Source organism: Rheinheimera nanhaiensis E407-8 (genome assembly GCF_000296695.1).
Lineage (GTDB): Bacteria > Pseudomonadota > Gammaproteobacteria > Enterobacterales > Alteromonadaceae > Alishewanella > Alishewanella nanhaiensis.
Genome location: NZ_BAFK01000001.1, coordinates 189,358 through 214,403, shown reverse-complemented (window position 1 = coordinate 214,403; position 25,046 = coordinate 189,358). Strand labels below are relative to the sequence as shown.

22 protein-coding genes are annotated in these 25,046 nt (G+C 52.3%); 11 read left to right on the top strand and 11 right to left on the bottom strand.

The window, feature by feature from the left end:
• Positions 1–80: 80 nt before the first annotated feature.
• On the bottom strand, positions 81–605 hold the full coding sequence (locus RNAN_RS01050; RefSeq protein WP_008217850.1) for a phosphatase PAP2 family protein: 525 nt from the start codon (positions 603–605) through the stop codon (positions 81–83).
• Between the two features lie 46 nt (positions 606–651).
• Positions 652–2,658 (bottom strand): putative bifunctional diguanylate cyclase/phosphodiesterase, encoded by a 2,007-nt coding sequence (locus RNAN_RS01045; RefSeq protein ID WP_008217848.1) that lies wholly within the window; start codon positions 2,656–2,658, stop codon positions 652–654.
• A 164-nt stretch (positions 2,659–2,822) separates the two neighbouring features.
• Here RNAN_RS01045 and rraA point away from each other — a divergent pair, with 164 nt between their 5' ends.
• Together rraA and RNAN_RS01035 are read left to right on the top strand one after the other, a co-directional pair.
• Positions 2,823–3,308: a ribonuclease E activity regulator RraA gene (gene rraA, locus RNAN_RS01040; protein WP_008217846.1), complete on the top strand. Its 486-nt coding sequence runs from the start codon at positions 2,823–2,825 to the stop codon at positions 3,306–3,308.
• Between the two features lie 12 nt (positions 3,309–3,320).
• Positions 3,321–4,379, top strand: coding sequence for a formimidoylglutamase (locus RNAN_RS01035; RefSeq protein ID WP_008217844.1), 1,059 nt, complete (start codon positions 3,321–3,323; stop codon positions 4,377–4,379).
• Here the strand turns inward: RNAN_RS01035 and RNAN_RS01030 are convergent.
• Positions 4,366–5,901 (bottom strand): putative bifunctional diguanylate cyclase/phosphodiesterase, encoded by a 1,536-nt coding sequence (locus tag RNAN_RS01030; RefSeq protein ID WP_008217842.1) that lies wholly within the window; start codon positions 5,899–5,901, stop codon positions 4,366–4,368. The genes RNAN_RS01035 and RNAN_RS01030 overlap by 14 nt on opposite strands.
• A 62-nt stretch (positions 5,902–5,963) precedes the next feature.
• Positions 5,964–7,190 carry an imidazolonepropionase gene (hutI, locus tag RNAN_RS01025; RefSeq protein ID WP_008217840.1) on the bottom strand — a complete coding sequence of 409 codons (1,227 nt, stop codon included), beginning with the start codon at positions 7,188–7,190 and terminating at the stop codon, positions 5,964–5,966.
• 102 nt (positions 7,191–7,292) lie between these two features.
• Between hutI and hutC the strand changes: the two genes are divergently transcribed.
• Both hutC and RNAN_RS19475 read left to right on the top strand, forming a co-directional pair.
• Positions 7,293–8,006, top strand: coding sequence for a histidine utilization transcriptional repressor HutC (gene hutC / locus RNAN_RS01020; RefSeq protein ID WP_081502256.1), 714 nt, complete (start codon positions 7,293–7,295; stop codon positions 8,004–8,006).
• Between the two features lie 172 nt (positions 8,007–8,178).
• Positions 8,179–10,209 carry a methyl-accepting chemotaxis protein gene (locus tag RNAN_RS19475; protein ID WP_008217837.1) on the top strand — a complete coding sequence of 677 codons (2,031 nt, stop codon included), beginning with the start codon at positions 8,179–8,181 and terminating at the stop codon, positions 10,207–10,209.
• A 258-nt stretch (positions 10,210–10,467) separates the two neighbouring features.
• Here the strand turns inward: RNAN_RS19475 and RNAN_RS01010 are convergent, their stop codons facing one another.
• The 6 genes from RNAN_RS01010 to typA form a co-directional block, all read right to left on the bottom strand.
• Complete coding sequence (locus RNAN_RS01010; protein WP_008217836.1) at positions 10,468–11,082, bottom strand: restriction endonuclease; 615 nt, start codon at positions 11,080–11,082, stop codon at positions 10,468–10,470.
• Positions 11,083–11,191: 109 nt separating this feature from the next.
• Entirely contained in the window at positions 11,192–11,998 is an 807-nt protein-coding gene (locus RNAN_RS01005) for an NAD-dependent epimerase/dehydratase family protein (protein WP_008217833.1), read from the bottom strand.
• Positions 11,999–12,015: 17 nt separating this feature from the next.
• Entirely contained in the window at positions 12,016–12,939 is a 924-nt protein-coding gene (locus tag RNAN_RS01000) for a bifunctional GNAT family N-acetyltransferase/hotdog fold thioesterase (RefSeq protein ID WP_008217831.1), read from the bottom strand.
• A 17-nt stretch (positions 12,940–12,956) separates the two neighbouring features.
• Entirely contained in the window at positions 12,957–13,394 is a 438-nt protein-coding gene (gene dtd / locus RNAN_RS00995; protein ID WP_008217830.1) for a D-aminoacyl-tRNA deacylase, read from the bottom strand.
• 1 nt (position 13,395) lies between these two features.
• Positions 13,396–14,286 carry a virulence factor BrkB family protein gene (locus tag RNAN_RS00990; RefSeq protein ID WP_008217827.1) on the bottom strand — a complete coding sequence of 297 codons (891 nt, stop codon included), beginning with the start codon at positions 14,284–14,286 and terminating at the stop codon, positions 13,396–13,398.
• 127 nt (positions 14,287–14,413) lie between these two features.
• The gene (gene typA / locus RNAN_RS00985; protein ID WP_008217825.1) at positions 14,414–16,249 is read right to left on the bottom strand and encodes a translational GTPase TypA; all 1,836 of its coding nucleotides are present in this window, start codon (positions 16,247–16,249) and stop codon (positions 14,414–14,416) included.
• Positions 16,250–16,597: 348 nt separating this feature from the next.
• On the opposite strand from typA, the gene glnA reads away from it, so the two are divergent.
• The 4 genes from glnA (at position 16,598) to glnG (ending at position 21,223) form a co-directional block, all read left to right on the top strand.
• Positions 16,598–18,007, top strand: coding sequence for a glutamate--ammonia ligase (glnA, locus tag RNAN_RS00980; RefSeq protein ID WP_008217822.1), 1,410 nt, complete (start codon positions 16,598–16,600; stop codon positions 18,005–18,007).
• A gap of 134 nt (positions 18,008–18,141) precedes the next feature.
• Positions 18,142–18,660 carry a DUF4124 domain-containing protein gene (locus tag RNAN_RS00975; protein ID WP_008217820.1) on the top strand — a complete coding sequence of 173 codons (519 nt, stop codon included), beginning with the start codon at positions 18,142–18,144 and terminating at the stop codon, positions 18,658–18,660.
• Between the two features lie 78 nt (positions 18,661–18,738).
• On the top strand, positions 18,739–19,809 hold the full coding sequence (gene glnL / locus RNAN_RS00970; RefSeq protein ID WP_040551364.1) for a nitrogen regulation protein NR(II): 1,071 nt from the start codon (positions 18,739–18,741) through the stop codon (positions 19,807–19,809).
• Positions 19,810–19,813: 4 nt separating this feature from the next.
• Complete coding sequence (glnG, locus tag RNAN_RS00965; RefSeq protein WP_008217816.1) at positions 19,814–21,223, top strand: nitrogen regulation protein NR(I); 1,410 nt, start codon at positions 19,814–19,816, stop codon at positions 21,221–21,223.
• A 34-nt stretch (positions 21,224–21,257) separates the two neighbouring features.
• Here the strand turns inward: glnG and RNAN_RS18575 are convergent, their stop codons facing one another.
• Positions 21,258–21,764, bottom strand: coding sequence for a Spy/CpxP family protein refolding chaperone (locus RNAN_RS18575; protein WP_008217813.1), 507 nt, complete (start codon positions 21,762–21,764; stop codon positions 21,258–21,260).
• A 140-nt stretch (positions 21,765–21,904) separates the two neighbouring features.
• Here RNAN_RS18575 and RNAN_RS00955 point away from each other — a divergent pair, with 140 nt between their 5' ends.
• Genes RNAN_RS00955 through RNAN_RS00945 form a run of 3 tightly spaced genes read left to right on the top strand, consistent with a single transcriptional unit; the run spans position 21,905 to position 25,032 of the window.
• Positions 21,905–22,597, top strand: coding sequence for a response regulator (locus RNAN_RS00955; protein ID WP_008217812.1), 693 nt, complete (start codon positions 21,905–21,907; stop codon positions 22,595–22,597).
• Entirely contained in the window at positions 22,597–23,961 is a 1,365-nt protein-coding gene (locus RNAN_RS00950) for an ATP-binding protein (RefSeq protein WP_008217809.1), read from the top strand. Before RNAN_RS00955 ends, RNAN_RS00950 begins: the two co-directional genes overlap by 1 nt.
• 30 nt (positions 23,962–23,991) lie before the next feature.
• Positions 23,992–25,032, top strand: coding sequence for an alpha/beta fold hydrolase (locus RNAN_RS00945; protein WP_008217806.1), 1,041 nt, complete (start codon positions 23,992–23,994; stop codon positions 25,030–25,032).
• Positions 25,033–25,046: the final 14 nt, after the last annotated feature.

Below are 25,046 nucleotides of genomic sequence, written 5' to 3'. Positions count from 1 at the left end.
CTTTACACCCGAAATGTTAACAACTGCTTTGATGATAGTTCAGGCGTAACAAAATGCTGCAAAAATTATCGGCTAAGCGTCTAATTGAGCAAAGTGTAGACAGCCAGGGTGCTGCCTGAGCCCAAAACCGCGCCAGCCAACACGTCCAGCGGAAAATGTACCCCGAGCATAATACGCGACACGCCAATCGCCATCGCCCACAGCAGTGCCAGCGGCCACCAAAGCGGAAAATACAGTGCAATCACCGTGCTAAACACAAAGGCTCCGGCGGTATGGCCTGATGGCAAACTAAAGCGGTCAGACGGGGTGATATGGGCACGGATAAAAGCGGTCAGCACATCAGCCGGCCGTGCCCGTTTTATGCTGTTTTTCAGCAATAAATACAGCGGCAACTCCAGCGCAAAGGCAGCCAACAATAAGCCGCTGACGCTGTAAGCTTCCGCCGAGCCTGAGCTTAGCAGCAGCAGCGCAAACAGCAGGTACAAGGGGCCATCGGCGGTCTTTGACAGCCATAAGCTGATATGGCGGGCCTGCACTGAGTTACTGCGGCGAAACAGCCGGTGAAATGAGGCCTGATCCCACTGTTCCAGTCGTTTAAGCAACATAAGAGGCTCTGTCCTGAGTATCGACTAAGGACAGGCTAGCGCGGCTTTATGACGTTAGCATGACACCGGGTTTACGCACATACGCCACAGCATCTGCCTCCGGCAGTGGCCGGGCGATGTGGTAACCTTGTACTGCATCACACGCCATGCTTTTAAGTAGCTCAAGCTGTATGGCACTTTCTACCCCTTCGGCCAGAATGCGTTTACCTAAGCCATGTGCCAATTTGATCATGGTTTTTACGATCATCATGTCGGAGTCGTTACCGGCCATATCCATCACAAAGCTGCGGTCAATTTTAATTTTATCTATTGGCATACGGCGCAAATAGGCCAGCGAGGAGTAACCGGTGCCAAAGTCATCAATCGATACCCGTATACCCATCTGCTGTAATTCCAGCACATGGTTAGAGCCTTTTTCCATATCGTGCATCGCCGTATTTTCGGTGATTTCAAGCTCTAGTAATTCCGGCGCCACCTGATATCGCTGCAACAACAGCTGAATATGCTGTTTCAGGCCATCCTGCTGAAAATGCAGTGGTGACATATTCACCGCCAAAGGTACCTGCAGCCCGGCCTGGCGCCATTGGCTGATGGTCTGTACCGCTTTTTGCAGGATCCAAAAATCCAGCTGCCGGCTTAGGCCTAACTGTTCGACAAAGGGTAAAAACTGCCCCGGCATCAATAAGCCCTGCTTCGGATGTTGCCAGCGTACCAGTACTTCAAAGGCATCCAGTTTGTTGTCCCGCAGGTTTAGTTGTGGCTGAAAATACAGCACTAACTGGTCCTGCTGCATCGCAGCCAATAGCTCGGTTTCCCAGCTGATTAAGCGGGCCGACTCGTCTTCCATACCGGCCTGATAGGCCAGATGCCGCGTTTGCAGGCGTTTAGCCTGATGAAAAGCAATATTGGCTTTTTGCAGCAGTGTCTCGGCACTGGCGGCATCGTGTGGCGCGCAGGCAATACCGACGGTACAGCTTAGCTGCAACTGGCCGGCTTGGGAGTCAAAGCGTTTTTCTACCAATTGCTGCACATGACGTAGCGCATACTGCAACTGGGTGTCGTCCTGAATATCGGTCAACACCAGTGCAAAAATATCACCACCGGTGCGGGCGACCAACGCAGGTTTTAAAATACTGTTGGCAAAACGCTGATTTAACTGGCGTAGCAGCATATCGCCTTGTTTCAGGCCAACCGACTCGTTAATGGTTTTAAACTTATCCAGCCCCAGCATCAGCAAATAAAGCGGCGTGTCGGCGTTGTGCTGCAGTTTTTGCTGTAGCTGCGTCAGTAAAGCATCACGGTTTAGTGCCCCGGTCAGTTGGTCGTAACTGTCCAGATAACGGGCTTTTTCGGTTAACTGCATATTGGCGCTACGCTCATGCTCATGCAGCCAAATCAGCAGCGCCAGCCCCAGACAGCACAGTAAAAAGAGCTCTACGCATTTGTAAACCAATGTTAGCCTGGGCTCTGCCAACTCGGCAGTACTAAGCAGGCGCCAGACCGCAAAGGCTATATACAAGCTGCCCCACAGCGATAAGGTTGCAGCCGCCAGCCTTTGGCCCAGTGATGACTCCATCCGTTGCAACAGGCTAATAGCAGCCCCCAGCAGCAGAATGCCCATCAATAATAATCTGAGGTAAACCTGGAAGTATTCTCGCCAATCGCGGTCAAAGTCGGCAAGTTGGAACGGCAATAAAGTCACTGCGCTAATTATCAGCAGCAGCAACAGGATCCGCTGAGTCGGCATGGCGGCCCAATTTGGCAAAGCCGAGCGACGGGTTTGCATCATGCCACGCAGCAACAGCACGGCGAAAGTATAACTACCCATAATGGTGACAAACTGCAGCAGCTGCATAACCGCCTCTTGCGGCATTAGCCACTGCAATAAAATCGCTAGTTGATAACCGCTAAAGCCCAACACCGCGATACACCAGGAACGGATATAGCCTTGTTGATAAATCCGGTTCAGGTTCCACAGCAGCACACAAAGTAGCAGGGCAATACCAACCTGGGTCAGGTAAATTGCTAACCGGGCAAAAATTTCTGCAGCCACTGCCAGTACCTGTTAAGACATATGGACACACCTTAACAAACAACAACCCCCGCCGACAATACACAGTTAACGGTGACTCGATAAAAGCCAATAATAATAAGTGTTTGAGCTTACTGCGCCGGGCGCTATACTGAGGGTCAATTCTGTTAATGCCGGAGCCCACCATGGAATACAATACGTCTGAATTATGTGATCTTTATGCCGATTTGGTCGATGTGGTTGAGCCGCTCTTTGCCAATTACGGTGGCCGGCGCTCTTTTGGTGGTCAAATTCATACCGTTAAATGTTTTGAAGACAATGGCTTAGTGCGGCAAATGTTAAACGACCCGGGTGTTGGCAAAGTGTTATTAATTGACGCCGGCGGCTCTGCCAGACGCGCTATTATTGATGCTGAACTGGCTTCACTGGCTGCCACCAATGGCTGGGAAGGCATAGTGTGCTATGGCAGTGTGCGCGATTTGGATTTACTGGAAGATTTTGATATCGGCATTCAGGCCGTTAATGCCATTCCGGTAGGTGCCGATGATAAAGGTTTTGGTGAAACTGAAGTGCCGGTTAATTTCGCTGGCGTCACCTTTTTACCCGGCGATCATCTGTATGCCGACAGTACCGGCATTATTATGTCGCCGGATCCACTGGATATTGAATAATCAGGTTTGCTGATGCTAACGCTTTTTACCCCAGCCAGGCTTGAGCAACTGTGTGCCAGCCGCCCCGGTGAACAACGTCTGGGCCAGGCTGTCGCGCTGCCGCAAGTTAATCTGAGCCTGAGCCAGCAACTGGCTCAGGCTAAAACGGCGGGCTGTCAATTTGTGTTGTTAGGTATACCTGAAGACATCGGGCCAAGAGCCAACCTGGGCCAGGCCGGTGCGACCGGCGGTTGGCAGGCGTTTTTAAGCCGTTTTTTGCCTCTGCAAAGTAACAGCTTTATCACGGCCGGCCAGTTATTGCTGCTAGGCGAGATAGACTGCAGAGCCTTACAACAGCAGGCCGATAAGCTGGACAACCAGCAACCAGAGCAACTGGCGGTGCTGCGTGAGCTGGTAAGCCAGTTAGATCAGTATGTCAGCGATGTAGTGCAGGCCATCTTCGCTGCAGGTTTGTATCCTATTGTTATCGGTGGTGGCCATAACAACAGTTACCCAATATTAAAGGCACTGGCCACACAAAGCGGCCAGCCGGCGAACAGTGCCAACCTTGACCCCCACAGTGATTTTCGCCCGCTGGAAGGCCGGCACAGCGGTAATGGCTTTAGCTATGCCTGGCAGGATGGCTATTTACAGCACTACTTTGTGCTGGGGCTGCATGAACTGAAAAACTCAGCAGCCACCCTGCAACAATTACAGCAGGCCGGGGCAGACTATTGCAGCTATCAGCGCATCTTTGTCCGGCAAGAGCTGAACTACCAACAAGCACTGGACCTGTGCATAGATGCCGTAGTGCAAGGCACAGGGGATATCGGTATTGAACTGGATACCGACAGCATCAGCATGATGCCGGTCAGCGCTTTTACTAACTGCGGTATCAGCGTGCAGGCGGCAGAGCAGTTTGTGTATCAACTGGCCAGGGTACCGCGCAGCCGTTATCTGCATTTAGCCGAGGCCGCGCCGGCACAGCATGCGGCGGGTTTAGCAGCGGGCAACAGTGAAGCCGGCCAAATTCTGGCAGCGCTGGTGTATGCTTTTATTCAGGGTAAGCAGCATCAGGCTACGGCGCTGTAGGGCCTTTGGGCTGTTGTTGCCATTGTTTTAACCACACCGCAAAACCACTGAGCTCAAACGGCCGTGAGTATAAAAAGCCCTGACCACGGGTGCAGCCCATCCGCAGTAACTTCTGCTCCACTTCTACCTCTTCTACACCCTCGGCGATGACGCCTAAATCCAGGTTACGCGCCATATCAATAATGGCGCCGGTGATGGCAGAGTGCATATCGGATTTATGGAGATCATTGATAAAACTGCAATCAACTTTCACGTATTGAATGGGCAAGCGGCGTAAATAGGCCAGTGATGATAAACCGGTGCCAAAATCGTCCAGCGCCAGCTCTACGCCTAAGCGGTGCAAGCGCTGAATGGTGGCCAGTGCCTTGTCCGGCGCTTCAGATAACGCGCCTTCTTTAATTTCCAGCATCAACAGCGCCGGCTTCACCTTATGCTTTTCAAACAAAAACTCTAAACTATCGACCAGTTCATCCTGCAATAAATCTTTGCTGGAGATATTAACCGCTATCTTGCTGTTTAAGCCGGCTTGCTCCAGCGTTGCGATCATGGCGACCGCCTCACGCACCACCCACTGGGTTAACGGGTAGATCACACCGGTTTGCTCGGCCAGCGCCAGAAAACTGGACGGCGCCATTAAGCCGCGGCTGGGATGACGCCAGCGCACAAACACTTCACCGGCTAACACCTGACGGCTTTTCATATCAATTTGCGGCTGCACATAGAGCGCCAACTGGTTATCGGCAATCGCCTGACGCAGCTCTGCCATCAGGGTCAGTTTGTCGCTGCTGTAATTGAGCATACGCGGGCTGAACACCTGGCTTTGCCCCTGTAACCAGCTGTGGTGTTGCAGCGCCAGATAAGCGCGCTCAGATAGCTCGCTAAGCAAGGTACCGTGCTCAGGATAATTGGCAATACCAGAGTGCAACTGATAATCCACCGCACAACCGTGCACTATCATCGGTTCCGGTACATTTTTCTCCAGATTATCTGCCACATATTCTGCTAAATGTTGCTGCTCAGTGCTGTCGAGCCAGACGGCAAAATCCACCCCGCCTAAATGACACAGCCGAATTGGCAGCTGTTGGCGAAACTCAAAGGTGAGCGCTTCAGGGGTGTCTTTCAGCTGTTGGTTAATACGCTGGGCAATCTGGGCCAGGATCAGGTTACTGTTGCTGTGGCCAAGTAACTGATTAATTTGTTCAAACTGGCTAATCTTAATCAGTAGCAGCGAGAATTGCTGTTGCGGTGCCCGCTTTAGCAGCTCGTCCAGCTGCTGTTGCAGGAAAAATTTGTTAGGAAAGCCACTGATATCATCATGTAGCGAGTAAAACCCCAGCGGGTTGGCTTGCTGCTTTTGTTGCTGCTTATTCAGCTTGTGCAAGTCAAACTTAAGTTTAATCATATAGATAAAACTTAATAGCAATAACCCTGTCAGCAAACTCAGCAAAGGTAATTGCTCTGTTTCAGCCTGCGCCGCAACGGGCCAGCTTAATAACGCCATACTTAACAGCCGGTAAGACAAGGTGATTCTCCCGCATCAACATTGCTACTAGCATAATCGAAAACCACCTGTTGTAAAGCGACTTACAGCCGGTGGTTAACCTCTTTACCATTGATTATCAGCTGTTTAAGTGGATTCACGCCAAACTGATAACACAGCTCCGCCGGCCGGCTGATGGCATAACAGGCAAAGTCAGCCCGTTGGCCAACCGCCAGAGTACCACGGTCATTAAGGCCCAGCGCTTTGGCGGCATGGCGACTGACACCCAACAGCGCCTCCTCGGGGGTTAAACGGAATAAGGTACAGGCCATATTCAGCATCAGTGGCAGTGAGCAAAGCGGTGATGTGCCGGGATTAACATCGGTTGCCACCGCCATCGGCACTTTATACTGGCGCAGCAATGTTATAGGAGGCAGCTGTTGTTCACGCAGAAAATAAAATGCACCGGGCAGTAAAACGGCAACAGTACCGGCTTTTGCCATCGCAGCTATGCCGGCTTCATCGAGAAATTCGATATGATCAGCCGACAAGCCACCAAATTCAGCCACTAAAGCACTGCCGCCCAAATTGGATAGCTGCTCCGCATGGGCTTTTACCGGCAAGCCCAGTGCTGCTGCGGCGTTAAACACTTTACGGCTTTGCGCAACACTAAAACCTATGCCTTCACAAAACACATCCACCGCGTCCACCAGATTAAGCGCAGCTAAGCGCGGCAGCATGTCGCACACGGCATCAATATAGCCATCGGCATTGTCGGCATACTCCGGCGGTAAGGCATGGGCACCCAAAAAGGTTTTCTGCACCGATACCGGGTGATGTTGCGACAACTCTGCGGCGACTTCGAGAATTTTCTGCTCGCTGGCAAGATCCAGACCATAGCCGGATTTAATTTCCACCGTGGTAACCCCCTGGCTTAACAGCGCGTTAAGCCGGGCTTTGGCTAACACAAACAGTTGCTCATGACTGGCTGCGCGCGTAGCGGCTACAGTGGCTTTAATACCACCGCCGGCGGCAGCTATTTGCTGATAGCTGGCGCCGTTTAGCCGCAGTTCAAACTCATTGGCACGATCACCGGCGTACACCAAATGCGTATGGCAATCGATAAAGCCCGGTAGCAGCCACTGGCCAGCCACGTCATACAAGGGGGTTGCCAACGCATCAAAAGCCGGCAGTGCAGCGCGGGGGCCAACAAAGGCAATACGGCCGTCTTTTACCGCCAGCACCGCATTTTCAATGGTGCCATAAGGCTGTCCATTGTCGGTCATAGTGGCAATATTGGCGTTAACCCAGATCGCATCAAATTGCTGCATCAATATCTCCTGTAGGCGGGCAGACGCTAATTTTACACCAACAACTTGTCTATACAACAAAACTACAGTATTTGTTATGCCGGTATCCTAATGGAGTTTAGCGTGGCCAAATTTGCCCAGATCAAAGAATACATTCTCAGCCAGATAGAGATAGGCGTCTGGCCGGAGCACAGCCGGGTGCCCTCAGAGAATGTGTTAGCCGAACAATTCAGCGTCAGCCGCATGACAGCGCGGCGCGCACTGCAGGAGCTGACCGAGCAGGGTATTTTATACCGCACTCAGGGCGTGGGTAGTTTTGTCGCAGCGCTCAAATCGCAATCCTCTTTGCTGGAGATCCGCAATATTGCCGATGAGATACACAGCCGCGGCCATGCTTACAGTGCCCGGCTGTTACAGCTAACCGAACTGCCCTGCCCCGCGGTTATCGCCAGTGCGCTGGGGCTTAAACGTAATGAAGCGGTGTATTTTTCACTGATCGTGCACCTGGAAAACAACCAACCACTGCAGTTAGAAGCCCGCTATGTCAGCCCCCGTTTGGTGCCGGATTATGTCAGGCAGGATTTTAACCAGCAAACCCCCCATCAGTATTTAAGCCATATCGCGCCGCTGACCGAAGCAGAGCATTTGGTAGAAGCGATATGGCCGGATGACTTTACCTGCCGGCATTTACTGCTGAAAAAGCCTGAGCCCTGTCTGCGCCTGACCAGGCGCACCTTCAGCCGGGAAGGCGCGGTAAGCCTGGCTTACTTAACTGCACCGGGCAGCCGCTACCGCCTGGGCGGATACCTTAATGTTAATCTGTTGGCTAATCGCTAGTATTTTGGCATTTGCCGGCATGTTGCCGCCAGCCAGCTTCAGCTGGCAGCTTTTTTAAGAAGGTCTCCTTTTTCCGGCTAGACCAGTCAAGATTTCTTTGTTAACGTCAACTTGTTAAGCAAGCCACTGCTGTCTATGTTTAGGGCTCAGCTTGAGCGCGGAGTAAACACCTTTGATCCAGTTAAAAGTTGCGCATAAAGTCATCCTCGGCTTTGGGTTTATTGCCCTGTTGTTATTGTTATCCAGTGGCTCAGCCTTATTAAGCTTCTCTGCTGTTACACATTCCAGTGAACGGGTAAATCAGTTAGCCGTGCCGGTGCAACAACAAAGCCATGCCGCTCAGGTGCAGCTATTAAAACTGGCTAAGCTGTCTGCACTGGGTTTTACCGCCGAGCAGGACGCTGAGATTAGCCAGTATCAACAACAGTTCAATGTTGGCAGCAACGCCCTGCGTCAACAGTTAGCCGCCTTATCCAGCCTGACCAGCGGTGAAACCCAGTTCACCAGCACACTGGCCGATATCGACAACCGATATCAGCAGTATGCCAGCGCCGTTGAGGCGATGTTCGACGCCAGGCTACAAAGCCTGGCATTACAGCGCGAAGCGCTGAAAGAATTTGCCTTACTGGAGCAGCTGGTCGACAGCATAGGGGCTAATCTGTTAGATCTGTCGTATCTGGAACTGCCCGGCGGCGCCCGCCAGATGGAGCTTATCGCTGGCAGTGCAAACCGTATCGATGGCCAGTTACTGGGACTACTAAATACCTTTAAGGAGGTGGTGGCTTACACTGATGTCGCGCAAGCCGGCGCCGGCCAGGAAAACCTCAGTTTTGCCCTGAGTGACATGCAGGTCAATATCGACTATCTGGCCAACCAGGTCGCCACACTGAATACTGACGGCCTGTGGCAGAGTGTCACCGGGCAATTGGCCGAGCTGACCAACCGGGTAGAAGCCCAGAACAGCCTGGCCAGAATAAAGCTGACTCAGGTTGAGGCGCAGCAACAAGCCCGCCAGCAGTTGACACTCTCCGAGCAGCGGGTAGAACAAGTCATCACGGCGTTAGACACTTTGCAAAGTGCCGCGGATCAACAGTTTGCCGCTTTGCAGCAAAATGTTTCTGACTCGGTCAGCTCAGGTAACACCCGCACCCTAAGCCTGATGCTGGTGCTTATTTTACTGGCTGTCGCTGCCGCCTATCTGACGATCAGTGCCATGTTGCGCCCACTGGCTGACATTAATAATGTACTGACCGACGTGGCCAGAGGCAATTTAACCCGCAAGCTGCAAGTGGTACAGCAGGATGAATTTGGTGCACTGGCAGAGAAAGTAAATAGCCTGACCAGTGCCCTTAGCAGCCTGATTATCGACATTCAGCACAACGCCAGTGAACTGAACCAAAATGCCAGTCAGTCCGCCTACGAGGTGGGAGAAATTAACGATTCGCTACAGCACCAGCAACAACAAATTGCCGACGTGAACGACATCACCCGCCAGTTAGCTGACAGCACCCGTGATATTGCCAGCCAGTCGGCAGACACCACAGAGGCTATGCAGCAAGCGCTGACACAAGGGAAGCAGATAGATCAGATCGCCCGGCAAAATAGTGACCGCATCAGCCATCTGGCGCAACAACTTACCAGTACCAGTGCCGTAATGAGCCGGGTTAATGATGAAGCCAATAATATCGGCAGCATACTGGCAACTATTCGCAGCATAGCCGAACAAACCAATCTGCTGGCACTCAACGCGGCCATAGAGGCCGCCAGAGCCGGCGAGCAAGGCCGGGGTTTTGCTGTAGTGGCAGACGAAGTTCGCTCTCTGGCGGGGCGCACGCAGCAAGCGACGGATGAAATTCGTCAGATGATAGAGACGCTACAGCAACAAAGCAAACAGGCGGTGCAGGCCATCAGCAGCGGCAAAACCGATGCAGACAGCTGTGTGGCACAAACGCAGGAGCTGGCCAGCTCACTTAGCCTGGTGATACAGGCGCTGGCGACAACACAGGACATCAGTAGCCGGGTCACAGCAGCTACCGAAACACAGCTGCAACTGGGCAGCACTATCGATCAGAATATGCAGCAAATGGTTGAAGTGGCTCATGTCAGCAGCGAAAAAGCCGAGCGAACCTTACAACATAGTGATGGTGTCTCGCGCCTGGCTAATGCGCTGCAAAAAGCCGCCGGCGCCTTTAAGATTTCCTGACGGACAAACTATTAAGGGGGGGCGGCGTCCTGCCGCCACATTCGCTATATCCTTCAGCGTTCACCGGCATCATGCCGGCTTGTCACTGCTCCGTAGCAAGGGCAACTGCCCTTTTGCCACTCCTTAGCCAAGAAAAAGGCTGGACTTAGTCCAGCCAGGCAGGAAGTATTTTCGCATCCTGTTGTTTTTCTCGATTCCCTTCGCCCGCTAGTGTGCCAAATCAGGGGAAAAAAACCCGATGAAAAGATGATATCAGCATCAAACTAACGCGAATTGTTGTTCCCGATGCTTTTTTTGCTGCTTTTTTAAACTCTTGGCATCTAAAAGTTCAATATTGGCTTCGCGGGCAAAAATCCAGGCCTGACTACTAAAGCCGGCATAGCTGACCACAACACCACTGTTAAAATCAGCTGCCAACATCTGCTGAAACAAAGCACGGATCTGATTAATATCGACCACCTGATTGGTTTGCTGCATGAAAACCAGCTTTTCCTGCTCACCCTGTAAGCATTGATATTCAGCACTGACCCGCTCTGAGTGAGCTAACTTGCCCTGATGCAATAAAAACCGCTCAGCATCCTGTAAAAATTGCTGCTGTTTATCGCTACCGGACAAAAAAGGTTTCAAAGGTAACGAGAAACCAAACACCCGGTACTGCTCATCCAGCTCAAAAAACGCCAGCACGTTGAAAATCAGTGCGACGACAAACATCAACACAAAGCTCCACAGCATAAAAGCCGACCAAAATGCCGACATGACCCAGGTATTGTTGCTTAGTAATAAAGAATGCTCAGCGAAGAATAGATATAACGCACCGGCAATTACGCCAAGCGCGGTACTGACCGAGGAAATCACCAGCCATTTGTTTTTCATAATGCCCTCAACTCCATCTGTTGAGCGGCAAGTATGTGGCGACAGCTAAAAATAATCCTGATAAGCCGCTGATAAATGCTTTATAAAACCTTATTTGGTGACAAAAGCATCAATCACAGTGCGCTAAAGCGGCAGTGGCACTGGTAAATTGATACTCAAAGCCAAAGCGTTCAATAAACGCCTGCGCCATTACCCGGCGCTGTTTGTCTGATGTGCCGGCAAAACTTACCGTGCTGCCGGCAAGCTTGGCCGCCTGCTGATAAAACGCCATGCGGCTTACCGGCTGTGGGCAAACCAGATTATAGGTGCCCGCAGGTAAGCTTGGATAACTCAGCAGCTGTATCACAGCGCGGCAAATATCAGCACTGTGCACCATATTCACGCTGGCATCAGCGTCGGTTAGCACTTTAGCGGCACTAAAGCGTGCCGGATGGCGTCCCGGCCCCATCAGCCCGGCCAGACGCAAGGTTACACACGGCTGAAATTGCTGCAGTGCCTGCTCACCACGGTGTAAACGCGCCACCCTGGGCTCAGTCAGCACCAGTGGGCTTTGCTCGGTTACATCGCCGGCCAGGCCCTGATAAATACCGGTCGAACTAAAATGAATGACGCCGCGGCTACCAGCCTGTTGCAACAAGCCGGCCAGCTGCGCCAGCGACTTGCGGTAATTGTCATCCTGTTGTTGCCGCCCGGGCGTGATGGCACATACCACTATGGCACCGGCAAACAGCTTAACGATGGTGGCGGGATCCGCTACTGGCCGGGCTAAATCAAGCGGCTGAAAGCCAACCGCCGGGCCATAAACCTCAGCCGCCCCTGCAGTGCGCCGCGTTACCGTAACACTATACCCGGCGGCCACTAACACCTTGGTTAACTGACTGCCCAGCCAGCCACAGCCAATAATTACCACCTTCATATCACACGGCTTCCTTGTCAACGCCGCGTCGCATTGTCGTTTGCGGCCGGCAACACCGCATAACGGCCGCTAAACTCCGCCGCCAGGCTGTTATCACAATAAATGCCAACCCGGATTTGCTGCACGGCTTTTTTGCCTTGTGCCAAAACGCTCAGATCGCCACTGCACTGCTGCAGTACACAGCGCGCTTCAGGTGCTGCATTGATTGGCTTAACATAGCGGATATTGGCATCGGCTAATACCTGATGACCCGATAAGCCGGCGGCCTGCAATTGCAGATACAGCATACCCCAGCCAGTGAGGGTTGCCAGGGTATAGATACTGCCGGCAAACATGGTCTGGTGCAGATTAATATTCGGCGCCAATGGCGCTGTGCAGCAAAGTTGGTTGCCGTCAAAGCTGCTTATTGTAAGCTGCATATACTGGCTAAGCGGAATGGTTTGCTGCCAGGTAGCACTTAGGGCATCGCACCAACTGGCAAACTGCACCGCGCTGCCAGCGACACGCAGCCTTTTATGCATTTGCAGATGCGCAATACCAAATAAGGCCGGCGCCTGCTGCCCTTTGGCATACCCCTGGCGCTGATAAAAACCGATGGCGCTATCGCGCGCATTAAGCTGAACAATACTGCAGCCCCAACGCGCGGCCTCATATTCCAATGCCTCTAACAGGCGCTTACCGGCGCCAGAGCCACGATAAGCCTCAGCAACCGCCATATACCGTACCTGAGCACTGTGCTCATCACAGCGGTGCAGCCGTCCAACCGCTGCCACCTCACCTTGTTCGGTTATCAGCATTAAATGGTAGGCATCCTGCTCCAGCGCATCGCGCTCTGAGCCAGGTGGTTGCTGCCAGGGTGCACGCAGCACCTGATAACGTAACTGATAATACTGCTGCCACTCATCCGCGGTTTGCGGAGTACGCAGTTGCCAGTGCCGCATAGTGTCTCCTTGCAAAATCAACTGTGCAGTAAAAAGGTTACCGGACCATCGTTGATCAGGCTGACTTGCATATCGGCACCGAAGCGGCCGGTAGCGACATTAAGCCCCTGTGCCTGACAATAGTCGATAAAAGCCTGGTAAAAAGCACGGGCTTTATCCGGTGTTGCCGCCGGGGTAAAGCTGGGCCTGAGGCCTGATTGCGTATCCGCAGCCAGGGTAAACTGTGATACCACCAATAGGCTGCCACCGGCCTGCTGTACATTTAAATTCATTTTACCGTTGGCATCAGCAAATACGCGATAATGCAGTACCTTGTGCGCCAGTTTCGCTATGTCAGCTTCGCTATCCTCAGCTTCAACGCCCAGCAATACCAGTAACCCCTGCGTTATGTCACCGACGATTTCAGTGTCAACCCGTACCGCCGCTGAGCTAACCCGCTGAATTAATGCCTTCATGTTAACGACTTACCTCTGAATTTTCCTCAAGCTGATCCGGATCGTCCGGCGCAGCCGGCGGTGTATCGGCAGCCAGCTGTTGCAATAAAGCGGTAAGCTCTGCGCCAAGTAGCACCACCAGCCAGCATAAATACACCCAGACAAATAAAATCGGCACCAGTGCCAGTGCGCCATACAGCGTATCGTAAGCCGGGAAATGCGTGACATAAAGCGCAAAACCCCGCTTAGACAACTCAAACAACAAAGTTGCCAATAGCGCGCCCCACAGCGCATGGCGGGCGCGCACTTTAATATTGGGCACCAGCAGATACAAAATAAAAAATGCCACTAACGACATCAGATAAGGCAGCAGGCTTAATAACAGGGTAGAAAAACCCGGCGTGTAATCATCGGCAAACCGCGACAGGCTGACCAGGTAAGAGGTGACAGCAATGGAGGAGCCAAACAGTATTGGCCCCAGCGTTAAGATCATCCAATAGATTGAAAACGAGATAATTGGCCTGGGTCTGCGCTGCACCCGCCAGATCTTATTCAGTGTTTTGTCTATATTATGAATAAGCAACAGTGCCACGCCGACCAATGCCAGCACCCCAACGGCGGTCATGCCACCGGTGTTGCCAATAAACTGGCTGACATAGGCCTGAATTTCTTCCCCGCGTGAGGGTATCACATTGGCGTACACAAAGGCTTCAATATCCTGGCGAAACTCGCTAAACATCGGGAAGGCTTTTAGCATCGAGAACATCACCGCTACCAGCGGAACCAGCGACAATAAAGAGATATAGGCCAGGTAGCCGCCAATCATGCCAATCTGATCCTGCTGGCAGCGCTGGGCATACAGCCGGACAAACCTCAGAGCGGTATCTAGATAAGACTGCCAATCGCGCTGCATATTGCCTCCCTGATAAGCTTAAATGCAGAGAATACAAGAAAATAGCGCCAGCAACCAGCAAAGCCCTAATGCTCAGCGCATAAAAAAGGCCAGCGCGAAGGCTGGCCTTGATGCTTAGTGTACTGTGTTAATCCGCGCTGCGGCTGGCACGCTTACGATCACTTTCCGTTAAATGACGCTTACGGATACGGATAGATTTTGGTGTCACTTCTACCAGCTCGTCATCGTCAATAAATTCCAGCGCCTGCTCCAGCGTATAGCGAATTGGCGGCACTAAGTTAATAGCTTCATCGGTACCTGAAGCTCGCACGTTAGTTAACTGCTTGCCTTTTAAACAGTTAACCGTTAAGTCATTGCTGCGGCTGTGAATACCGATCACCTGACCTTCGTATACCTCTTCGGCGTGGCTGATAAACATGCGACCACGTTCCTGCAACGAGAATATAGCGTAACCGGCCGCTTTACCCATGGCGTTAGAAATCATCACGCCGTTAGTACGCTGGCCGATAGAACCGCCTTTGTGCTCGCCGTAGTGGTCGAAGCTGTGGTACATCAGACCGGTACCCGAGGTAATGGTCATAAATTCAGTACGAAAACCAATTAAGCCACGGCTTGGCATGGTGAAGTCCATACGGATCCGGCCTTTACCGTCAGGCTGCATATTGGTCATCTCAGCCTTACGCTCGCCCATGCGCTCCATAATAGAACCCTGATGCTGCTCTTCACAGTCGATGGTCACGTTTTCCATCGGCTCCATTTTCACACCATCAACGGTCTTCATGATAACTTCAGGCCGCGATACTGCCAGCTCGAACCCTTCACGGCGCATGTTTTCAATTAATACGCCAAGGTGCAACTCACCACGGCCAGACACTTTAAACTTGTCGCCATCGTCAGTCTCTTCCACCCGCAGCGCGACGTTGTGTTTAAGCTCGTGTTGCAACCGCTCTAAAATTTGCCGTGAAGTAACAAACTTGCCTTCTTTACCGGCAAAGGGAGAGGTGTTTACCTGGAACGTCATAGTTACTGTAGGTTCATCTACCTGCAGTGCCGGTAAGGCTTCTACTTTGCTGGTAGCACAAATGGTGTCAGAAATTTTCAGCTCACCCAAACCGGTAAAGGCGACGATATCACCGGCGGTGGCTTCAGTCGTCTCTACCCGCTCTAAGCCTAAGTAGCCAAATACCTGGCCGACTTTACCATTACGCTTGCTACCATCGGCGCTAACAATAGTCACCTGCTGGTTTGGCTTTAAATTGCCACGCTTAATACGGCCGATACCGATAATGCCCAGGTAGCTGGAGTAATCCAGCTGCGAAACCTGCAGCTGTGTTTCGCCGTCCAGCTCTACTGCCGGCGGCGCTACGTGGTCAACAATGGCCTGAAACAGGTCGGTAATGTCGGTTTTTGGCTCGTTGTAATCCAGTGTGGCCCAGCCATTTAATGCTGAAGCATAAACAATCGGGAAGTCCAGCTGCTCATCGGTGGCTCCCAGGTTGTCGAACAGATCAAATACCTGATCGATAACCCAATCCGGCCGCGCGCCGGGGCGGTCAATCTTGTTTACTACCACTATTGGCTTTAAACCATGGGCGAACGCTTTTTGCGTTACGAAGCGGGTTTGTGGCATAGGGCCGTCTACGGCATCAACCAGCAGCAATACCGAGTCTGCCATCGACAGAACCCGCTCTACCTCACCACCGAAATCGGCGTGGCCGGGCGTGTCGAGAATATTAATGTGATAACCGTTCCAGCGTACTGAGGTATTTTTTGCCAGGATAGTAATACCGCGCTCAGATTCCTGCGCGTTAGAGTCCATCACACGCTCTTGCATTTTGGCACGGGCATCGAAGGTGCCAGACTGCTGCAGCAGTTTGTCAACCAAAGTGGTTTTACCATGGTCAACGTGCGCAATGATGGCAATGTTGCGCAGCTTTTCTAAATTTGTCGCGGTAACGCTCATGTAACTTATCCTCTGTGGCACTAGATGACCATAATGACCACCAGGCAAATACGAACTGAAACGAAAGGGCGCATATTCTACTCTGTTTTTCAGAGGAAAGAAAAACCGCATTGGCGGTTTCGCTGATTTTTTTTCACAGCATGCCAGGCAGCCGCTACACTTAGCACGGCCACAATTGCACCATAATAAGGCGGCATCGCCCAATTTTGGTGCAACGCTATGTCATTGCGCGAACATAAAGTAATGCATGTTATTTAAAATCAATACCTTAATAAAGTGGCATGCAACTGGCATTTAATGGCGCAACACCGCAAAAACAGTTCAAAACAGGTCAATTTGGAGGAATGCATGTCTGCATCATCTGTACTGAATTTAATTAAAGAAAATGAAGTAAAGTTTGTTGATTTACGTTTTACCGATACTAAAGGTAAAGAGCAGCATGTTACCGTGCCGGTGAACCAGATCACTGAAGACTTTTTTGAAGACGGTAAAATGTTTGACGGCTCATCTATTGCGGGCTGGAAAGGTATTAACGACTCAGACATGATCCTGCTGCCAGACCCAAGCACTGCCGTGCTGGACCCATTCTTTGAAGAAACGACGCTAAACATCACCTGTGATGTTATCGAGCCAAGCACCATGCAGGGCTACGATCGTGACCCGCGTTCAATCGCCAAGCGTGCGGAAGAATATTTAAAATCTACCGGCATTGCAGACACTGTCCTGTTTGGCCCGGAGCCAGAGTTCTTCATGTTTGACGATATCCGTTTTGAAACCAACATGTCGGGTTCGTTCTTCAAAATTAACTCAACCGAAGCGGCCTGGAACTCAGGTACTGCCTACGAAGATGGCAACAAAGGCCACCGTCCAGGTGTGAAAGGCGGTTACTTCCCGTTACCACCGGTAGACTCAGGTCATGATATCCGTAGCGCCATGTGTATGGTGCTGGAAGAAATGGGCCAAACCGTTGAAGCGCACCACCACGAAGTGGCCACTGCAGGCCAGAACGAAATTGCTACCCGCTTTAACACCCTGACGAAAAAAGCGGATGAAATTCAGCAGTTAAAGTACGTTATTCATAACGTTGCCCACCTGTATGGCAAAACGGTCACCTTTATGCCAAAACCACTGGTAGGCGATAACGGCTCAGGCATGCACTGCCACCAGTCACTGGCGAAAGACGGCGTTAACCTGTTTGCCGGCGATAAATATGCCGGTTTATCTGAGCTGGCACTGTACTACATCGGCGGTATTATTAAGCACGCTAAAGCATTAAATGCCTTCACTAACCCTTCTACTAACTCGTACAAGCGTTTAGTGCCGCATTATGAAGCACCGGTCATGCTGGCCTACTCTGCCCGTAACCGTTCAGCGTCAATCCGTATTCCACTGGTACCCAGTGCTAAAGCACGCCGTATCGAGTGTCGCTTCCCGGATCCGGCGGCTAACCCGTACCTGGCATTTACTGCTCAGCTGATGGCAGGTCTGGACGGCATTCAGAACAAGATCCACCCTGGCGATGCGATGGATAAAGACTTATACGACCTACCGGCAGAAGAAGCAGCCAATATTCCACAAGTTGCCTCTTCACTGGAAGAAGCCTTGAATGAACTGGATAAAAACCGCGGCCTGTTCACCAAAGGTGGCGTAATGTCAGATGCAATGATCGATGCCTACATCGACATGAAGCGTGCTGAAGCGCGCCGTGTGGCAGTAGCTGTTCACCCGTTAGAGTTTGAACTGTACTACAGCGTGTAATCCGGTTTTACCTGTATATATTCAATAAAGCTCACTGCGGTGAGCTTTTTTTTTTGTAGAAAAAAGCCCTGAAGCAAGCTAGAGTAACGTCATGGAACAACAATAATAATAATAACACTTTGATGGATTAACCTATGAATAACATATTGTTTATTTTAGTATTGTTGTTTGCAACAACAGCCGTTAGTGCCCAGGAAAGCAAAAAGGTGTTTGTCAGCCGGGATGCTAATGGTGTGCTGGTGTTTTCTGACAGCCCCCAGGCTGATGCCGAAGAGCTGACCCTGTCCAGCCGCGCAAATATCATGGCCGCGACAGACCCCACCCTGCCCAATACCAAAAAAGTGGCAACCGAATCATTCACAGTGGAAATTGTGCAACCTGAGCATCAGGGCACAGTGCGAGATAATACCGGCTCGGTATATGTCTCCGGTAAAATCAGCCCGATGTTTGAACGCGGTTTACGTGTCAGATTATTAATAGATGGTAAAGCACAAACCGAACCGCAAAACAATGCGGTGTTTATTCTGCGTCATATTGAGCGTGGTGAGCACACGCTACAAATGGAATTATTCGATCAAAACGGCAAGATAATTGCAGTTAGTCCTGTAACAACCTTCTATTTGCATAGAGCATCGGTAATTTCACCAAATTAGTGCATCGGCTAGGCAATTCAGACGAAACTGAATTACACTGTCAGCCAACCGCACCAATTTGGTGCAAAGGGTGGCGCAGTGACACGAGATACTACAGCACAACTACACACACAAATCACCGAACAGCTGACAACCGCCGTTATGCTGCTCGATGCCGGCTTACAGATCCGCTATTTTAATACCGCCTGTTGCGCTGTACTGGGTTTGGGTGAAAAACGTCTGTCAGATCAGTATTTCCCGGCGTTATTTCAACATATCGATATCAGTCCGGCGCATTTTTATGCTGCCTTTAGCAGCAGGCAAGGTTTCAGCGTCAGCGATGTGCAGGCGGTATTGGCTGATGGCCGTCATTTACTGCTGGATATTGCCGTCACCCTAAGCGAGCAACCTGCGGATCATTTGCTGCTGGAAATCCGCCAGGTTGAACAGCAGCGCAAAATCAGTCTGGAAAGCCTGCAACAACACCAACATCTGGCTGCCCGGGAGCTGATCCGCGGCCTGGCGCATGAAATTAAAAACCCGCTAGGTGGCCTGCGCGGTGCGGCACAGCTGCTGGAAGACTCATTGCCGCAGGAGCTGACCGAATATACTCAATTGATTATCGCGCAGGCCGACCGTTTACGTAACCTGGTCGATCGTCTGCTTGGCCCCTACCGGCCGGCACAACGGGTAAGCAGCAACCTACACCAGATGATAGAGCAGGTGCGCCAGCTGGCGCTGATGGACAACCCGGCACAGGTCAGCTTTAGCCGCGATTATGACCCCAGCATTCCCGATTTTGCCTTTGACCCTGAGCTGTTACAGCAGGCGTTACTCAATATAGTGCGTAACGCCCAGCAGGCGCTGAGCCAAACCGAACAGCCGGCCATTTGCCTGCAAAGCCGGGTATTACACCAGCATACCTTACATGGTAAGCGTTATAAGCTGGTGGCCATGATTAGGGTGACGGATAACGGCCCCGGCATTCCCAACGACATTAAAGATACGCTGTTTTACCCGATGGTAAGTGGTAAGGCCGGCGGCACTGGCCTGGGCCTGTCGATTGCGCAAACGCTGATCCACCAGCATGGCGGCTGGATTGACTGCGACAGCTGGCCCGGCCATACCGAATTTACCCTGTACCTGCCGATTGCCGACACTGAGGATTGAACTGATGAGTCATACCGTTTGGATCATTGATGACGATAATTCTATCCGCTGGGTGCTGGAAAAAGCCCTGGCCCGGGCGGACATTTTGTGCGAAAGCTATGCCACTGCCGATTTGATGCTACAGCGGCTGGAGTATGACACCCCGGCCGTCGTAGTGTCGGATATCCGCATGCCCGGCACCGACGGTATGGCGCTGCTCAGCCGGTTACAAGAGCTGTCGCCAGAGCTGCCGGTAATCATTATGACCGCCCACTCAGATTTAGACAGCGCAGTAAATGCGTTTAAACGCGGTGCCTTTGAATATCTGCCAAAACCATTTGACGTCAACGATGCGGTAGCGCTGATTAGCCGTGCGCTGGAACATGCCAAAGCGCGTCAGCCTAAGCCACAAACCGCAGCGGCTACCCTTTCGCCGGAAATTATCGGCGAAGCGCCGGCGATGCAGGAGGTGTTTCGCGCTATCGGCCGGCTGGCCCGCTCCAGCATCAGTGTACTGATTAACGGCCAGTCCGGTACCGGTAAAGAGCTGGTGGCCAGAGCCCTGCATAAACATAGCCCGCGTGCCGAGCAGCCGTTTATTGCGCTGAATATGGCCGCTATTCCAAAAGATCTGATTGAATCTGAGCTGTTCGGCCATGAAAAAGGTGCCTTCACCGGCGCCAATACCCTGCGCAAAGGTCGCTTTGAGCAAGCCGATGGCGGTACCCTGTTTCTCGATGAAATTGGCGACATGCCACTGGATGTGCAAACCCGGTTACTCAGGGTGCTGGCCGATGGGCAGTTTTACCGTGTCGGCGGCCATCAGGCCGTCAGTGTCGATGTGCGTATTATCGCGGCCACCCACCAGGATTTAGAGCAGCTGGTCAGCGAGGGCAAATTTCGTGAAGACTTGTTTCATCGTTTAAACGTGATCCGCATCCATTTGCCACAGCTGAGGGAGCGCAAGCAGGATATCGCCAAACTGGCCCAGCACTTTTTACAGCAAGCCGCCAAAGAGCTGAACGTGGAAGCGAAAACCCTGACCAAAGAGGCTGAGCAGTTTTTAAGCCAGCTGGACTGGCCGGGCAATGTGCGCCAGCTGGAAAATACCTGTCGCTGGCTGACAGTCATGGCCAGTGGCAAACATATTGTCGTCGCTGACTTACCGCCCGAGCTGAGCACAGTGGTAAAACCTGCCACTGTAGCGGCTAATGGCCAGGCCCATAGCTGGCAAGACATGCTGGCAGGCTGGATTAGCCAGAAGTTAACGGCCGGTGAGGAAAATATCCTCGCACAAGCCGCGCCGGAATTTGAACGCACGGTACTGCAGCAAGCGCTGCAGTTTACCCATGGCCATAAGCAAGAAGCGGCCAGACGCCTGGGCTGGGGCCGCAATACGCTAACGCGCAAGTTAAAAGAGCTGGATATAGACTAAGCAGCCAGCACAGCATTGTGCTGGCCGCAGCAGCTTAGCTTGACTGGCGGCTTTGCTGCTTATGCCGGCGCTGTAACTGCATCTGTTGCAGTTGCTGGCGCTGCTCCTCGGTTAACAGTTGCATAATGTCATGGCGCAGTTTCATACCCGCCAGTTGACGCTCTACGCCAGCTTGCTGGCGCTGTTCTAACAGCTGGCGCGCGGCGACTTCATCAAACTGAGCTGCCGCCATCAGCGCTTTTAATTGTTGATGGCTGGCGCGATACTCTGCTTTACTATCAGCTTTACCAGCATCAGCTTTGCTGGCGCGCGCATTACGGTGTTGCTGCATTAATTGGTTAATTTGCTGCTGCTGACTGTCGGTTAAATCTAACCGGGCCAGCGCACGCTTCAGGCCAAAACCATGCTGCCTGCTGTGCTTGGCATCTTTGGCCTGATGGCTGACAGCCTGACACTCTTCGTGTTGTTGCTGGGCAGGAGCGGCGGCCACACCCGCAGCGGTAAACATACTTAAAACAAAAATCAGTTGTGTTGCTTTCATCAGCGTTACTCCGGTGTTTAAGACAGCTTTAGCTTAAAATAACCAATGCAAAGCAGCGCAAAGAGCAGGTAAAGATTACGTAAAGGGCTGCGCGCCCGGCGGCGATATTACGTAAACTGCCACAGCAGTTAGGAGGAATAATGCCGGCAATTTTAATGATCGATGACGATACCGGGCTGTGTGAACTGGTAGCTGAATATCTGGCACTGGATGGCTTTGCTTTTGACGCTGCCCATGATGGAAAAACAGGTCTGAGGCTGGCGCAGCACAAGCCCTATGACCTTATTCTGCTGGATGTAATGTTGCCGGTAATGGATGGTTTAGCCGTGCTAAAAGCCTTGCGCGAGGGCCATTACTGCCCGGTGCTGATGCTGACAGCCCGCGGTGATGACGTTGACCGTATTGTTGGCCTGGAGCTGGGCGCCGATGACTATCTGGCTAAACCCTTTAACCCGCGGGAGCTGGTGGCGCGTATTAAGGCCATTTTACGCCGGGTAGAATTGACGCGTGCACCGCAAGACAGCGGCCACAGTATATTGCAGCAAAACGGCCTGGTGCTTAACCCCCATAATCGTCAGTTAAGCTGCAATGGTCAGCCGGTCAGCCTGACCGCTACCGAGTTTCAGCTGCTGGAATTGTTAATGCGCCGCGCCGGTGAGCTGGTCAGTAAAGACGAGCTTAGCCGTGAAGTGCTGGGTAAAAGGTTGCAAATGTACGACCGCAGCCTGGATATGCATATCAGCAATATCCGCAAAAAAATTGCCCCCTTTGCCAGCGATGAAAAGATCCAGACCCTGCGTGGCAGTGGCTATTTATTTGTCGGAGGCGGGTAATGTCGGTGCTGTGGAAGTTAAACCCGTTTCGCTACCTGGCCGGCCGCATTTTTATCTGGTTCTGGCTGGTGTTACTGACTGCAGTATTTGCCACCCTGGCGTTGTCGCGGGCGCTGACTGAACCGACAGAGATCCGTCGTCTGCCATTTAGTATTCAGCAGCAACTGCAGCAACAATTGCAGCGTTTTGCCGGCGTTGAATCAACGCAGCAGTTGTTAAGCAGCCTGCAGCAAGACAATCCACAGCGCTGGCTGGTCGTCGATGCGCAAACCAATACCGTCTTGACCGCCGATTTATTACCGCGCGATTTTGACCAACACTGGTTAACTGAATTATCCCAGCTGTCGCGGCCGCGCTGGCTTAAACATCACAACACTTCCCTGGCCGGCCCCTTTTTACTGCACATAGGCGACGAACAACTGGCATTGTATCAAAAACGCCAACGCCCGCCGCAGCGCTGGTGGCGGTTAAATGCGATTCCTCAGCATGTGTTACTGCTATTTACCCTGGTTATTTCTGCGATAGCCAGTTTTATTCTGGCAGTGTCGATCTCGCGGCCGCTGCGCGAATTACTGCAGCGCAACTTAGAGTTTGCTGAGGGTAAGCTCGATAGCCGGGTACAGCATCTGGTACAGCGGCAAGATGAGTTGGGCCAGCTCGGCCACAGTTTTAATACCATGGCAGAGCGCATCGGTGCGCTGTTAACCAATCAGCAGCGCTTATTGCGCGATATTTCGCACGAGCTACGCTCACCGCTGGCGCGCGCCCAGCTGGCACTGGGCTTAACCGAGCGTCAGCAGAACCTGGCGCAAATGCCAAGATTAAAACAGGAGCTGGACCGGCTGGATGCGATGCTCGATGAGCTGCTAACCTACAGCAGACTGGATGCGGGGCAATACCAGCTGCATAAAGAGCCGGTTGATCTGCCGCCGCTGCTCGCTGAGATTATTGCGGTTAATCAGGTAGAGGCCGAGGCAAAACAACAGCAACTGCAGCTTAGCGCACCGGCTAAACTTATCGTCAGCGCCGATAGCCACCTGCTGGCGCGGGCAATCGAAAACATTTTGCGCAACGCCATTAAATATAGCCCGGCCAACAGCAACATCAGCTGCCAGTTACAGTTGCAGGCAGATTGCTGCCAGCTAGACATCTGCGATCAGGGGCCCGGCATTGACGAGGGCCAGTTAAGCGCTATTTTTCAGCCGTTTTACCGCTTATCCAGCAACCGCGAGCATGATAGCGGCGGCACAGGCCTGGGGCTGGCGATAGTAGCGCAAATTGTCCGCCAGCATGATGGCAGTGTCAGTGCATCGAATCAAAGCAGCGGCGGGCTTTGTATCAGGCTGCGCTTACCGTTACACTAGCGCGGTTTAACCTTTGGCCGGATCCTGATAGTGACGACTGACATCCCTGACTTTCCGCTGATTTCCGTTTTAGGCCAGGCAGCCAGCCTGCAGCAGGATTGGCCGACACGGCTAAAGCCGTTCTGGCAAAGCCTGCAGTGTGGCGTACTGACCGGCAGTGACGCGCTACCTCTGCATTATTATGCTCACCATACGCCGGGCGCCCGTCAGGCCTTTGTGATTAGCAGTGGCCGCATGGAAATGGCACTAAAATATGCCGAGTTATGCTACGAGCTGGTGCAGGCCGGCTACAGTGTATTCCTGCTCGATCACCGTGGCCAGGGGTTGTCTGGGCGAGAGCTGGCAAACCCAGACAAAGGTTATGTTGCCGACTTTAGCTTGTACCAGCAGGATCTTGATCTGTTTATCCGCCATATCGTGCTGCCATCAGGCCATCAACACTATCTGGCACTGGGGCATTCGATGGGCTGCGCGATCTTAGCCGGCTATATGCAGCGCTATGCTCATCCGTTTGCTGCGGCCATTTTTGCCTCACCCATGTTTGGTATTTATACCGGCCTGGTACCGGCCCGGCTGGCCGAGCGTCTGGCACTGGCCTTTGGCGCACTGAACCGCCGGTTTAGTAATACGCCCTGGTATTTTCCCGGCCAGACTAACTACCGTGAAAAGGCGTTTGCCAATAACCCGCTCACCAGCTGCAAACAGCGCTACAGCTGGCTTAATCTGCTATACCGTGAACAGCCAGAGGCCAGATTGGGCGGCGTGACTACCCCTTGGGTCAGTGCCGCTATATCGGCCATGCGTACCATTGAGCAAACCGCCGCCCAGTGGTCAGTACCGGTGCTTCTGCTGCAAGCCAGTGCCGACAAAGTGGTCAGTAATTACGCGCAAGATCTGTGGTACCAGCAGCTACCCGAGACGCTGCTGCGGCAGAAAGTTTGCCTGCAAGCGGCACGGCACGAGATTTTTATGGAGCAGGACAGCATCCGTCAGCAGGCACTGCAGGCGATAAATGTTTTTCTTGCCACACTGGCAGCCAACGGCACTTTTGATACACTGAGCGGCCGTTAAGTCAGGAGTTTGCT

What these genes read in the sequence shown, in the direction of transcription:
- RNAN_RS01050 (WP_008217850.1), bottom strand. Translation starts at nt 605, where the DNA reads ATGTTGCTTAAACGACTGGAACAGTGGGATCAGGCCTCATTTCACCGG.
- rraA (WP_008217846.1), top strand. Translation starts at nt 2,823, where the DNA reads ATGGAATACAATACGTCTGAATTATGTGATCTTTATGCCGATTTGGTC.
- RNAN_RS01035 (WP_008217844.1), top strand. Translation starts at nt 3,321, where the DNA reads ATGCTAACGCTTTTTACCCCAGCCAGGCTTGAGCAACTGTGTGCCAGC.
- hutI (WP_008217840.1), bottom strand. Translation starts at nt 7,190, where the DNA reads ATGCAGCAATTTGATGCGATCTGGGTTAACGCCAATATTGCCACTATG.
- RNAN_RS01010 (WP_008217836.1), bottom strand. Translation starts at nt 11,082, where the DNA reads ATGAAAAACAAATGGCTGGTGATTTCCTCGGTCAGTACCGCGCTTGGC.
- RNAN_RS01005 (WP_008217833.1), bottom strand. Translation starts at nt 11,998, where the DNA reads ATGAAGGTGGTAATTATTGGCTGTGGCTGGCTGGGCAGTCAGTTAACC.
- RNAN_RS01000 (WP_008217831.1), bottom strand. Translation starts at nt 12,939, where the DNA reads ATGCGGCACTGGCAACTGCGTACTCCGCAAACCGCGGATGAGTGGCAG.
- dtd (WP_008217830.1), bottom strand. Translation starts at nt 13,394, where the DNA reads ATGAAGGCATTAATTCAGCGGGTTAGCTCAGCGGCGGTACGGGTTGAC.
- RNAN_RS00990 (WP_008217827.1), bottom strand. Translation starts at nt 14,286, where the DNA reads ATGCAGCGCGATTGGCAGTCTTATCTAGATACCGCTCTGAGGTTTGTC.
- typA (WP_008217825.1), bottom strand. Translation starts at nt 16,249, where the DNA reads ATGAGCGTTACCGCGACAAATTTAGAAAAGCTGCGCAACATTGCCATC.
- glnA (WP_008217822.1), top strand. Translation starts at nt 16,598, where the DNA reads ATGTCTGCATCATCTGTACTGAATTTAATTAAAGAAAATGAAGTAAAG.
- RNAN_RS00975 (WP_008217820.1), top strand. Translation starts at nt 18,142, where the DNA reads ATGAATAACATATTGTTTATTTTAGTATTGTTGTTTGCAACAACAGCC.
- glnG (WP_008217816.1), top strand. Translation starts at nt 19,814, where the DNA reads ATGAGTCATACCGTTTGGATCATTGATGACGATAATTCTATCCGCTGG.
- RNAN_RS18575 (WP_008217813.1), bottom strand. Translation starts at nt 21,764, where the DNA reads ATGAAAGCAACACAACTGATTTTTGTTTTAAGTATGTTTACCGCTGCG.
- RNAN_RS00955 (WP_008217812.1), top strand. Translation starts at nt 21,905, where the DNA reads ATGCCGGCAATTTTAATGATCGATGACGATACCGGGCTGTGTGAACTG.
- RNAN_RS00950 (WP_008217809.1), top strand. Translation starts at nt 22,597, where the DNA reads ATGTCGGTGCTGTGGAAGTTAAACCCGTTTCGCTACCTGGCCGGCCGC.